At 31.9% G+C, this 13,948-nt stretch carries 8 protein-coding genes; 3 read left to right on the forward strand and 5 right to left on the reverse strand.

What is annotated here, in order from left to right:
- Positions 1-48: 48 nt before the first annotated feature.
- From Q361_RS06525 to Q361_RS06535, 3 genes are all read right to left on the reverse strand, one after another.
- Positions 49-3,150 carry a glycoside hydrolase family 2 TIM barrel-domain containing protein gene (locus Q361_RS06525; RefSeq protein WP_245874613.1) on the reverse strand — a complete coding sequence of 1,034 codons (3,102 nt, stop codon included), beginning with the start codon at positions 3,148-3,150 and terminating at the stop codon, positions 49-51.
- A 273-nt stretch (positions 3,151-3,423) separates the two neighbouring features.
- Entirely contained in the window at positions 3,424-6,243 is a 2,820-nt protein-coding gene (locus tag Q361_RS06530; RefSeq protein WP_103725921.1) for a helix-turn-helix and ligand-binding sensor domain-containing protein, read from the reverse strand.
- Positions 6,244-6,277: 34 nt separating this feature from the next.
- Positions 6,278-7,150: a cupin-like domain-containing protein gene (locus Q361_RS06535; RefSeq protein WP_211290369.1), complete on the reverse strand. Its 873-nt coding sequence runs from the start codon at positions 7,148-7,150 to the stop codon at positions 6,278-6,280.
- Positions 7,151-7,409: 259 nt separating this feature from the next.
- Here Q361_RS06535 and Q361_RS06540 point away from each other — a divergent pair, with 259 nt between their 5' ends.
- Positions 7,410-7,904, forward strand: a complete 495-nt coding sequence (locus Q361_RS06540; RefSeq protein WP_103725923.1) for a nuclear transport factor 2 family protein — start codon at positions 7,410-7,412, stop codon at positions 7,902-7,904.
- On the opposite strand, the gene Q361_RS06545 is transcribed toward Q361_RS06540, so the two are convergent.
- Positions 7,905-8,846 carry an L-threonine 3-dehydrogenase gene (locus Q361_RS06545; protein ID WP_103725924.1) on the reverse strand — a complete coding sequence of 314 codons (942 nt, stop codon included), beginning with the start codon at positions 8,844-8,846 and terminating at the stop codon, positions 7,905-7,907. It abuts the gene before it with no gap.
- Between the two features lie 256 nt (positions 8,847-9,102).
- Between Q361_RS06545 and Q361_RS06550 the strand changes: the two genes are divergently transcribed.
- Positions 9,103-9,669 (forward strand): hypothetical protein, encoded by a 567-nt coding sequence (locus Q361_RS06550; protein ID WP_103726005.1) that lies wholly within the window; start codon positions 9,103-9,105, stop codon positions 9,667-9,669.
- 1 nt (position 9,670) lies between these two features.
- Positions 9,671-13,027: a transcription-repair coupling factor gene (mfd, locus tag Q361_RS06555; protein WP_103725925.1), complete on the forward strand. Its 3,357-nt coding sequence runs from the start codon at positions 9,671-9,673 to the stop codon at positions 13,025-13,027.
- Positions 13,028-13,106: 79 nt separating this feature from the next.
- Here mfd and Q361_RS06560 read toward each other — a convergent pair whose 3' ends face one another.
- Positions 13,107-13,868, reverse strand: coding sequence for an exodeoxyribonuclease III (locus Q361_RS06560; RefSeq protein WP_103725926.1), 762 nt, complete (start codon positions 13,866-13,868; stop codon positions 13,107-13,109).
- Positions 13,869-13,948: the final 80 nt, after the last annotated feature.

Raw genomic sequence — 13,948 nt, forward strand, 5'->3', positions numbered from 1 at the left:
TCATTGTGTTTAAAACCAACTATTTTTTATGACAATTCAATCCTATTTTTATAAATTAAATTGGATATAAGTTCGTATTTCCCATTCTTTTCCGTTATCAAAACCAATTGCATTTGGATTGCTTACAAAATTTCCAGCCGCATCTATAGATAAAACAGGGCTATATCTTGGAGAATATTGATCTAGGGTTCTATAAGTACCTCGTATACCAATTTTTGTATTAGGAACAGAAATGAAATTTATTTTTCCTAATTGGGTTGATAAATCCAGCATTTGTTGCATAGGATAAGTTAAGTTAAAATCTCTATGATAATCAAATGGCCCCCAATCGTTAATTTTTAAGAAATAATTTAATTTTACTTTTTTGTAAATTACGCGTACGTCCATTCCAGAACGTTTAATGGTTCTAGCATCACTACCATTTGCCTGAGCCGTACCTCCATATAAATTGGCTATTAAACCAAAATTTTGATTTACTCTAGAGGCAATTTTAGCTTTTGCTTCCCATAAATCTTTTGCGGGTGCCGCTCCATTAAACGCATAGGTAGAGCGTCCATCTTTTTGAATACCAATAGCGGCATCTTGTGAAGTTGGTAAATGTCTATACACAAATCCTGCGCTTACTGCAAATGGAGCGTCTTCTGTATTATCATTATCCCAGTCGTACATCCACGTGGCAGGGGTAGGGTCGTAAGTAAATAATATTTCGCCTGCTACTTGCTCTCTATTTGCTCTTACTACAAATGGATCTTCTAGAATATTTCTTGGTCTTGCAGGTGCTGGAACATCTTTTGTAATAGGTCCTTCTATAGGTTTTTGCCATAAAAAGTTTGGTGCTATTTGAAGTTTTCCTACACTATAAGTAAATCCACTTAAAAAATTGTATTGATTTCCACTACCACTATCTTTAAGAGTCCAACCTGTAAATGTTTTGGTATAATCTGCTCCTCCATTGGCTACCAATCCCATTACAGCTCCTTGACCATACCAGTTGAATTTTCCACCTTGATAGGTAAGTTTTAGTTTTCCACCCCAAGTGTCTTTGGCATTTATTTTATCTTGATAGACATTGTAAGCTCCATTTTCTTCTCTCACCAATTGAAATTGTCTACCTTCGAGAGGTTGGCCTGCCCAAATACCACCTAAATCTATTGAAAAATCGCCAATTTTTCTATTTGTGTGTAAAGTAACTCTTCTTGTTTTAGGTTGTGGTACAGCAAATGAACTGTTAATATTACCTGACTGCTCTAAATCTTCATGATAAATACCTGTAATTTTAAATTTGGATAACTCTGTAGAATATTTTATTAAAACTGCTGGATTAGCTCCCCACCATAATTGCGGTCCATAAGCTACTTTTAAACCATGCAAGAATTTTTTTCCTTCTACTTCAATACCTGCTGGGGCATCACCATTATAAATATCAATATTCGATCCGTAATTAGCCTCTGGATACAATCCGAAGAAATCGCCTTCGTAACCCCAATGATAATGTCCTGTTCTATAAAAACCTGTTAGGTTAAAATATTTTTCATTCCAATTAAATTTGGAACGATATACTTGAATACGATTATTGTCTGAAATTACTTTTTGTCCATTATTGGTGTCTACTGTAATTTTTCTGCCTCTGTTTTCATAGAAAACCTCATCTATTGGGTTTTCAGCAACATTACCCAAAACATTGAATTCTACACTAGCACTTACATTACTTGCTGGTTTTACCTCTGCTCCAATATAAAAAGATTCCATGTGATCAAACCCTAGCTGATTGGGGTAATTTGTACTGTTTGCTACTGGAGTGTCGGGTGTTGTGATAAGTTTCCCTCCTGTATTGAAGGTGGTAAATTCTGCCGTAAGTCGGCTTAAAGATATTAGATTGTTATTCTCACTTTGCGAAGCAACTTTATCTACTTTTGATTTGAAAGCAGATTCGTTTAACGATATTGAACTAAAATGTGAATTTATAGAATTGGTCGATTGGTAGGGATTAAACTTGTGAACTTCTTTTAGTGTATAATAGGCTGCTCTTGGATACAAGGTGTAAAGTCCGTTATCTTCGGGGTTTCCTTTTGCGCAAATACCAAACCATTCCTCGTTCATATTGTTTTCACCTTTTTCATAATCAAACGAGTAACCTCCGTTAGACCATGAAGCATTTGTGTCGTGAATATCTAAATTGGATGTTAAACTATATTTCCACCAGCCATCGCTAAACTGAAATGTAAGTCCGCCAAGAGCATTTCCTGCTTTACCCATTCCAGCAGCATTTTGATAAATATCTTTCCAATTATTAAGTAAGTATTCTGCTTGTGCCATTTGATCTTCTTTACCTGTTTTGGCATTAAAAGCATCACTACCAAATTCTGTTAATAGCACAGGTTTGTTAAGTTTTGTTTTTATTTCTTCAAAAGCATTTGTAAAGTTTATACCTCTATACATATTGGCTCCAAACACATCTACATCTTTACATTCTTTGGCAATAATATCTATAAATTGCGTGTCGCCATTACACAAAGCAACAAGGTGGTTTGTATCTATTGCTTTGATTGACAATGCTGCTTTATTGAATAATGTGTACAGATAATGTGCCTCTTTGGTGGTTTTTCTGTCTTCAAAAGGTATGTTTTCTGTTTCTGCACCTTGCCAAAAAAGTCCGTAATTATTTTCATTTCCTAAAAGATACATTAGTAATCCTGGAGTATTTTTGGTTTCTTGCACCATTTCGTTTACTTCTTTTAGAAGTTGTTGTTGCACAGCTGGGTTGGCATAATTTGTATTTGCTTGCCAAACACCATTTACATTTACACCATATCTTCCGAACGAATGATTCAAGATAGTATAAATACCATATTTTTCATAAATGTATTTTATCCATTTAGGGGGTATACCTGTATATTGCCTTATGGTATTTACTCCCATGTTTTTTAAAAGGCTCATCTCATTATCGAGTGCTTTTGCAATTACAACATCAGATTGTTTCCACAAACTATAATTGTAATTGGTTCCAATAGGGAAATAATCCCAATTCATTCCATTAACAAAAAAATCTGCACCGTTTACTTCTAATTTGTAACCCGATGCGCTATTTTTTATGGATACTTTTTGCGATTGTGAAAATCCTAACATACTGAATAGGATAAATCCAACCATTGAGATATAATTTTTAAGCATATGACAAAAAATTTAATTTTTATTTGGTATATGCTAAAATATTCTAAAAAATAATTGGATATCAATAATCAACCTTTACAAAAATTATACACTTTTAAAATTAATTATATGCAAAAAGCAAAAGTGTTGTAAATACAGCTAGTGTATAGGTAATAATGAACCAAAATTTATTGTTTTTTGGGTACTAAGTTGTTTCGAAAACGTTTTATTGTAGAGGTAATGTTGAGGTAAAATAGCGTTTTAAATATCCTATTATATACTTAAAATATAATTTACCAACCCATCATCATGTAATAAATTTAATTTTTTACGCAAACGATATCGTTTTATTTCAACACTTCTAATAGAGATGTTTAACATAGGTGCTATTTCTTTTGATGACAAGTTTAAGCGTAAATAAGCACACAGTTTTAAATCGCTTGACGTAAGTGTAGGGTGAGCCGCTTTGATTTTCTTTAAAAAATCTTTATCTACACTATCAAATGCTTCTTTAAAAGTATTCCAAGTGTTATCTTTTGATATACTACTATTAATAGATGATATCACAGATTTTAAACTTTTGCCATCGTTTGTTTCTGCTGTTTTTTTAAGATCTTCTTTAATTATGGCAAGTAACTCGTCTTTTTTAATTAAAGATAATGTAGAGACGGCTAGCTCCTTGTTTTTTGCGTCTACATCTTGAGATAATTGCTCGTTTCGCAACTGCATTAATTGTTTTTCATTTTCTAAAGCGGCTATCTCTAGCAAACGATTGTTTTCTTCTATAAGTTTATCTTGTTGCTTATGGTAATAATTTTGATACATTTTATTTACATAATTTGCTAAAACAATAAATAGCAATAAGTAAATAATAATGGCTAGGTTTGTAGCATACCAAGGCTTATTAATTGTAAAACTATATGTTGCAATGTTTTCGGGATTTGAGTTGGCTACTTTGGCTCTTACTTTAAATATATAGTCGCCTGGCGAAAGATTTTTAAAAGAAACCGAAGTACGCGAGTTCCATTCGCTCCATTTTGATTGTAAGCCCTCCAAAATATATTGATACTCTACATTAATAAAGCTATTGTATTGCGGTACAGTATATTGAAATACAATATTGTTTTCATCTGAATCTAAAACTCCTTTTTTTACAATAGACTGATTTTTTTCTCTATTTTCTAGTTTATTAACTACAACACTACTTAATACTACTTTATGACTTTTTATTCTAAAGTCATTTAGATTTATTATAAAATATCCATCGGTTTTGCCAACCAAATACCTATTGTTTGAAATATGGCTTATGTTTTCATAGCCAACCATTGTATTTGTAATATTGGCAGGTATTGGAATTTTGTGGAATTTCAATCCTTTTGTAAAATTGCCCGAAGAGAAATAATAAATATAACTTTTTGTAAACAACCACATTTTATTATAATTATCTACAATTAGCTTTCCAGAAATATACTCTTCATTATCAAATATTTTACTTAACTCATTGTCTCGAACAAAAATGTTTTTTGTTTCATTAAGCTGAAAAAAACCTTGTTTACCTGCAAAATAAATAACATTATTAAACTTTGTCAATCCTATATTTTTACCTTTTGTAGGATTGGATAGTGTGTAAAGTTTTTTTACAGAATTAAAATCTGGATTCACTACAAGTTTTACAATACCTTTATATTCATGACAAACATAGATATTGTTTTTGCTATCTATTTCAAAATAACGAGAAGATATATTGTGCCCTAATAATTTATTGCGATACACCCATGTATTACCTTGTTTTTGAAGTATAGACAATCCATTGTAATTTCCTTGAACCAACAAATCTGGATGATTATCTATTTTATTAAACATCCATGTACCCGATTGTCTATACAAATGATTGACTGTGTTTCCAGAAACAACAAAAGTTCCTAAGTCATGACCACAAAATAATGTATTGTCATAAATCATTAAAGACCACACTTGACCTTTAGTTCCAGCAATCATTTGAAAATTACTTCCCGTACTTTGCTTTCTATAAAACAAACCTTGATTGGTGCCTAAATACAAATAATCTCCAAAAACAATAGAGGCATATACAGTACCTAGATAACCTCCATCGTCTTTAAAGCTTCGTATAGGTGATTGTAAATTAATACAATCAATCCCGTTATCCAAGCCCAACCACAAATTGTTATCTGTATCTTCTAGTAAAGAAAGAACGGTATTGTTGCTTATACCTAAATTTTGAATAATATGATGTCTTATTTTACCATTAGAATCAAGTATATAAATACCGTTTGATATAGTTCCTAAAGCATACCCGCCATCAGATAGTTTTTTGGCACTAAAAATAGAATTTAAGTTTATTTCATCTTCAGACACAAAATGATAAGGAGTAAGTAAACCTCCTTTAAGTTTAAAAACCCCTGCACGTTCTGTTTGCAATAGCATTCCGTCATCGCTTGGATAAATTTCTACGATTCTATTATTTTTAATAATTTGGTCATCACAAATTAAAACACTTTTGCCGTTTACAATTTCAAAAAGACCTTCGCCAACACCCTGAAAATAAATAGAATTATTGTTTTTATAACAGCGAAATATATATGGGTGATTGTTTATAAACTGAAAAGATTTACGTTGAGAATCATATATATAAATACGCTTAAATGATTGAAATAAAATCCATTTGTCTAGATAAATAATATTCCAAAAATGCTCGTCTTCTATAAGTTTAGTTTTTATTTTTTGAGATAGTGATGTGTATTGTAAGCGACCGCTTTCTTTACGCTCCCAAAAACCAAATTCCATATAACTACCTGTATAGATACGATTACCTATTACCTTAACAGATCTTATAATTGTTTCATTTGGAGATGGATAAAGCGTCCATTCGGCACCATTATACTCTAGCAATCCTTCGTTGTTGGCAAAATACATAAACTGATTTTGATCTTGTTCAATCATCCAGTTTTGATTACCTGCATGGTATACAGTAGAAGGGTATTTAATAATAGGTGGTAGTTCTTGCCCAAATAGTAAAAAGCTAAACAGCAATAAAAAACAACGGTAAATAAAAACAATAGCTTTTGCCTGCATTTTACAAATGGTTTGGTAGCTAAAGTAGTAAAATTTATTTAGTAATATGTAATTGTTTATGAGTACGCTTTATTGCGGCTTCATTTTTATAATCTATCCAGCTTTGTCCTTTTAGTTTTCGCATCAAATTATCAAAATGGCGCATAACAAACACATTGTAAGCAGCCCTAGAAAGATTGGACATTTTTCTAGGAAAAGCTCGCAAACTCATCGAAAATCCTGCGGTAACATATTTCATATAATGCCAATATCCTTCGGGCATATAGAGCATTTCGCCATGATTAAGCTCGCAAACAAAACCTTGTGCTTGTTTTAAGGCTGGAAATTTATTAAAATCGGGGTTATCAAAATCTATATCTTCTCTTGAAATTAACGAATGAGGAATTTTGTACATGTATTTGGTTTGACTTGGAGCAAACAAAACACAACGTTTTTTTCCATGAAAATGAAAGTGCAAAATATTAGAATAATCAATATCAAAATGCATAAAAACTCTCGAATTTTCACCACCAAAAAATAACATTGGAAGTTGTTTTACCAATCGCAAACCAATATTAGGCCATTTAAAATCTTGGACTAAAAGTGGCACTTCTTTCATTAAATTGTATAAAAATATACGATAATTTGTAGGTTCTTTCTGCAATAAGTCTATATACTCACCCATTTTCATAGTCGCGTGAGCTTCATTAAACCCATCTTTGTACGACACAGGCCTGTCATCATACAAAGGAACTGTTTTGTCTCCAGCTACCTCTTTTATATAGTTTAAATGCCACTTATTGTATGCTGGCCAATCGTGCGTAAGCTCTTCTATAACAAGAGGTTTTTGTTTTTTTACGTAATTATTGTAAAAATCTTCTTTGGAAATTGTTTTTACACGTTCAATTTCTGTAAGCTGTAAAGACATAATTTTCAGAATAAATTAATAATTTTCCTACAGCAAAATTAAGAAAGCTTTAGCAAATGGTAAAATCAATATTTCTAATAAAAAGTTAATTCTTTTTATAAAAAAACAATCAATTCAATACTATGCTTCTTTTCTTTAGTAATAAAACTTAATTTTTAATTCCCATTTACTGATAATGAAGCACTTCTTTGTTTTGTTCTCTATATTTTTTTACATAAACACTCTGTTTTTCATACTTTTACATCCAATATAATTTATCATGAAAAAAATAATTGTGATTTTGCTGTTTGCAACAAGCTGTGCATCGCTTACAAATGTGACTGAAGAACAAACTATTAATAAAACACTTAACAGTTGGCACTTGGCTACTGGACAGGCTCAATTTCAAACATATTTTGATTTTTTTACAGACGATGCCATTTTTATAGGAACAGATGCTACTGAAAATTGGAATAAAAATAACTTTATGGAATTTGCAAAACCTTATTTTGATAAGGGAAAAGCTTGGAATTTTAAAGCGTTAGAACGTCATGTTTATTTTTCAACCGACTTAAAAACAGCTTGGTTTGATGAGTTATTGCAAACACAAATGAAAATTTGTAGAGGTAGTGGCGTATTGGTTAAAACCAAACAAGGCTGGAAAATAAAACACTACGTACTTTCTATGACAATACCCAACGAAAACACCAATGAAGTATTAAAAATCAAAGCACCTATAGAAGATGCTTTAATAGAAAAATTACAAAAAAAGTAACTATTTTTTTAAATTTTCGAGCATTATTTTAGTCATACTATCCAAATCGTACTTATGTTTCCAACCCCAATCTTGTCTAGCGCAACTATCGTCTATTGATGCAGGCCAACTATCGGCAATTTTTTGTCTAAAATCAGGCTTGTAAGAGATTGTAAAATCAGGTATATAATTCTGGATACTTTTTGCAATTTCTGATGGGGTAAAACTTATTCCCGAAAGGTTGTATGACGATCGTATTTTTACCTGTTCTGATTCTGCTTGCATAATCTCTACTGTAGCCCTTATCGCATCTTCCATATACATCATAGGCAACTTACTTTCTGCCGATAAAAAACACTCAAAACTACCTTTTTCCAATGCTTTATGATAAATATCTACCGCATAATCTGTAGTTCCGCCACCTGGTTCGGTAGTGTAACTTATTAATCCTGGGTAACGAATACTTCTTACATCTACCCCGTATTGATGATGGTAATACTCACACCAACGCTCGCCCGTTTGTTTGGAAATTCCATATACTGTGGTGGGTTCCATTATGGTATATTGTGGCGTATGTTCTCGAGGAGTTGTAGGACCAAAAACAGCAATGCTTGAAGGCCAAAATATTTTTTTGATTTTGCCAACTTTTGCCAAATTAAGTACATGAAACAATGAATTCATATTTAAATCCCAAGCAAAAGCAGGATTTTTTTCGGCCGTTGCAGAGAGTAATGCTGCCATTAAATACACATCTGTAATTTCATATTGCTCTACCAAATGCTGTATTTGATTGTAATCTAGCGCATTTACTACTTCAAAAATACCATGATTTACAATATCGTTGTTTAATTTTCTAATATCGGAAGCAATAACATTATCGTTTCCATAAATTTTTCGTAGTGTAGTTGTGAGCTCAGTACCAATTTGTCCGCAAGCACCAATAATAAGAATTTTAGGGGTCATAGTCGTTTGTTTGTACTACAAAGATATATTTTTTTAGAAATTCAGACCTCTTTTTTACATTATTCGCAAAAAAACAGATTTTTAAAACAGATTGCAAATCGTTTGTTAAATAGATTTAGTCTTAAATTGTACTTTTGTATTTTTGAAAACCACAAAAAATAGATGGTGTATTAAACATATTGCTTTAATAAAAGAGTTGCTTACCTAACTCGGTTAAAAATCGATGCAAATATGCCATAACAACAATGTTAAAAACATGAAATTAATTACACTATTTTGTACTGCTTTACTGCTTTTAAATGTTTCTTGTAAAAATGAAGAAACAGAAATTACTGCTTTGCAAAAAATAGAAGCTCAAAAAGCAGAAACTATTTTTAAAAAAATAGAGCAAGGCTGGATTATTACTTTGGTACCACTAGATGCTACAGTGCAAGCAAAAGTAAACTCATGGATGGAATGGCGTAATTTTTTAAACGAAATCAATCAGAAGCCAAAAAGTACACTCGGTGCTTTTCAAAAAAAAGCCAAAGCATTAACGTTGAAATCTCAAGAACTCAACAATAATATTCCTACAGAATTTAACACTCTATCTATTAAAACAAGAATAACAGCGTTAATTACCAAAGTTAAAACGCTCGACTTATATATACATTTAAACCCTGTTCCCGATAAAAAAGTTACGGGTTTAATAGCCGAAATAAACGACCAAGTGGTGTCTTTACAACTTCAAATGGAAAATATTGTACAAAGAAATCAAATTCCAACAGAAGAAGGAGAATCAGATATTATTAAAATGAAAGATACCACAAGAGCTATTCATTAATATGAACATTCATTCTATTGAAAATCTATACCAAACCAGCCCAAAAACGCTTGCTTTGGTACAAGCATTGCAAAAACCAGAAAACAAAATAGCTGTAGAAGGGCTTCTTGGTTCTTCGCTCTCATTTGCATTACAAGCTGTTTTTAAAACTCTCGATTTGCCTTTGCTTATTTTATGTAATGACAAAGAAGAAGCTGCTTACTACTTAAATGATTTGGAACATCTTATAAACGACAAGGAAGTACTTTTTTATCCTGGTTCGTATAGACGTCCTTACCAAATAGAGGAAACAGACAATGCCAATGTTCTACTTAGAGCAGAAGTTTTAAATAGAATTAACTCTCGAAAAAAACCTGCGTTAATCGTATCTTATTACGAAGCTGTATTTGAAAAAGTAGTAACAAGAAAAGAACTCGAACGCAACACATTAAAAATTCAAGTACAAGAAAAAATTTCGCTCGATTTTATTAACGAAACACTTTTTGAATACAATTTTAAACGCGTAGATTTTGTTTCCGAACCTGGCGAATTTTCTGTGCGTGGAGGTATTGTTGATGTATTTTCTTTTTCGCACGACAAACCTTATCGTATAGAATTTTTTGGAAATGAAGTAGATAGCATTCGCAGTTTTGATGTAGAAACTCAATTATCTGTAGAGAGCCACAAAAAAGTAGCGATTATACCCAATGTTGAAAATAAGTTTCTGGAAGAAAACAGAGAGAGTTTTTTAGAATATATTTCAGATAAAACGGTTGTTTTTATTCAAAATTCTGAGCATTTAGTTGGACAACTTAACAAACTTTTTGACAAAGCTACCGAAGCTTTTCAGAAATTATCTACCGATATTAAGCATGCTACTCCCGAAGAACTTTTTGTAAATGGAAACCAATTTATAAAAACGGCTCGTCAATTTACGGTTGTAGAATTAGCAAAGCCTTTTTGTTTTTCTATCGAAAATACTTTTGAATACCATATTCAACCTCAACCTTCTTTTAATAAACAGTTTGATTTATTGCTTAACAACCTAAACGAAAATCATTTTCATGGCATAAAAAACATTCTATTTTGTTCCAATGAAAGTCAGGCACAACGTTTTGAAGCCATCTTTGAAGATATAGCTCAAGAACAACATGAAGCTATTTTAAAGCAATATAAAACGCTTGTGCTACCTCTTTATCAAGGCTTTATTGACGAAGAATTACAAATAGCATGCTATACAGATCATCAAATCTTTGAAAGATACCATAAATTTTCTATCAAAAATGGGTATTCAAAAAAGCAAACCATTACACTCAAAGAGCTTACACAACTAGCCGTTGGTGATTATGTAACCCACATAGATCATGGAATTGGAAAGTTTGGTGGTCTACAAAAAATAGATGTAGAAGGAAAAAAGCAAGAAGCTATTAAACTCATTTATGCAGACAACGATATTGTGTATGTAAGTATTCATTCGCTACACAAAATATCAAAATACAACGGCAAAGATGGTACTGCTCCAAAAATTTACAAACTAGGCTCTACAGCTTGGAAAACTTTAAAACAAAAAACAAAGGCTCGAGTTAAACACATTGCTTTCAACCTTATTCAACTTTATGCAAAACGTAGATTGGAAAAAGGGTTTGCTTGTGCTCCCGACAGTTATTTGCAAAAAGAATTAGAAAGCTCGTTTATTTACGAAGACACTCCAGACCAAATAACCGCTACCCAAGATGTAAAAGCAGATATGGAACTAGACAGACCTATGGATAGATTGGTTTGTGGTGATGTAGGATTTGGAAAAACAGAAGTAGCTATTAGAGCCGCTTTTAAAGCTGTAGACAATGGCAAACAAGTGGCTGTTTTAGTACCTACAACGATACTGGCATACCAACATTATAGAACTTTTTCTGAAAGGTTAAAAGAAATGCCTGTAACGGTAAATTATTTAAACCGTTTTAGAACTGCGAAACAAAAAGCCGAAACACTTAAAAATCTAACCGAAGGAAAGGTAGATATTATTATAGGAACACATCAATTGGTAAACAAAGATGTAAAGTTTAAAGACTTAGGATTACTTATTATAGATGAAGAACAAAAATTTGGGGTAAATGTAAAAGACAAACTCAAAACCATTTCTGCCAATGTAGATACACTTACACTTACGGCTACTCCTATACCCCGAACACTACAGTTTTCATTAATGTCAGCAAGAGACTTATCTGTAATTACAACACCTCCACCCAATAGATATCCTATAGAAACACAAGTCGTTCGATTTAATGAAGAAGTGATTCGAGATGCTATTTCTTATGAAATACAACGTGGCGGACAAGTATTTTTTATTAATAATCGAATAGAAAACATTAAAGAAGTCGCAGGAATGATTCAAAGGCTAGTACCTGGTGCAAAAGTAGGCATAGGGCACGGTCAAATGGATGGTAAAAAACTAGAAGAATTAATGCTTGCTTTTATAGAAGGTGATTTTGATGTACTTGTTGCTACTACTATTATAGAAAGCGGACTCGATGTACCCAATGCCAATACAATTTTTATAAATAATGCGAATAATTTTGGTCTATCAGATTTGCACCAAATGCGAGGAAGAGTGGGACGAAGCAACAAAAAAGCCTTTTGTTATTTCATTACTCCTCCCTACTCTGCCATGACAGACGATGCCCGAAAACGAATACAAGCCTTAGAGCAATACAACGATTTGGGCAGTGGTTTTAACATTGCTATGAAAGATTTAGAAATACGAGGAGCAGGCGATTTATTAGGAGGCGAACAAAGCGGATTTATCAATGAAATTGGCTTTGAAACCTATCAAAAAATAATGAATGAAGCTATAGAAGAACTCAAAGAAAATGAGTTTAAAGACTTGTATGAAACAGACACAGATATAGAAACTAGAGAATTTGTAAAAGAGTTTACTATAGATACTGATTTTGAATTACTTTTTCCAGACGAATATATAAACAATGTTACAGAGCGTCTTAATCTCTACAACGAATTAAGTCAAATTGAAAACGAAAACGATTTACAAAAATTCCAAGACAAATTAATCGACCGTTTTGGAACGATACCAAAACCTGCTTTAAATTTATTAAACAGCATTCGAATAAAATGGAAAGCCAAACAAATAGGTGTAGAAAAATTGGTACTTAAGCAGGATAAAATGATTGGGTATTTTATTGCCGATCAACAAAGTGATTTTTACCAATCGGCAAAATTTCATAAGGTATTACAATTTGTACAACAACATGGCAATTTGTGTAAAATGAAAGAAAAACAAACCAAAAACGGATTACGCCTTTTACTAACTTTTGACAATGTAAAAACTATAAATAAAGCTCTTGATTTGATTGATAAAATTTAAAAGGAAAATCAATTTTATTGTATTCTAAAATATGTATTAAAAGAGATTTGTGTTTACAACTACAAATCTCTTTTTTACTTTATTCAATTTCAACCAAAATTGGACAATGATCACTATGTTTTGCTTCGGGCAAAATAAGCGCTCTTTTTATATTAGGTTGCAATGTTTGTGTTGCCATGCAATAATCTATTCTCCAACCTTTATTATTAGCTCTCGCATTAGCACGATAACTCCACCAACTATAATGATGCGGTTCTTTATTTAAGTGTCTAAAGGTGTCTACCATTCCGTTTTTAATAAACTTATCGAGCCAAGCACGTTCTTCGGGTAAAAAACCAGAAACTTTGGCATTGCGTATTGGATCATGTATATCTATAGCTTGATGACAAATATTGTAATCTCCACAAATAACAAGATTAGGTATGCTCTTTTTTAAATGATTTATGTAGTCAAAAAAATCATCCATGTACTTAAACTTATGATCGAGTCTATCGATATTTGTACCACTAGGTAAGTATAAACTCATTACAGAAATACCATCAAAATCAACTCTTATATTTCGACCTTCAAAATCCATATAATCTATCCCTGTTCCAAAAACCACATTCTTCGGCTCAGATTTGCATAAAATAGCTACACCACTATATCCTTTTTTTTGTGCAGGAAAATAATATTGATACGCATACCCTGCCGCTTCTATTTCTAGTTTTGGTATTTGATCTTCAGTAGCTTTAATTTCTTGAAGACATATAATATCTGGATTTGCAACTTGCAACCAGTCTAAAAAACCTTTTGTAATTGCTGCTCTTATGCCATTTACATTGTAAGAAATAATTTTCATATTAAATGTTGTTTTAATGGTACATTGTTGCACCACATTGTTCGTGTCGCTTTGTTACTATTTACAATTTCTTGCTTTTC

The organism is Flavobacterium croceum DSM 17960, assembly GCF_002917885.1.
Taxonomy (GTDB): Bacteria; Bacteroidota; Bacteroidia; order Flavobacteriales; family Flavobacteriaceae; genus Flavobacterium; species Flavobacterium croceum.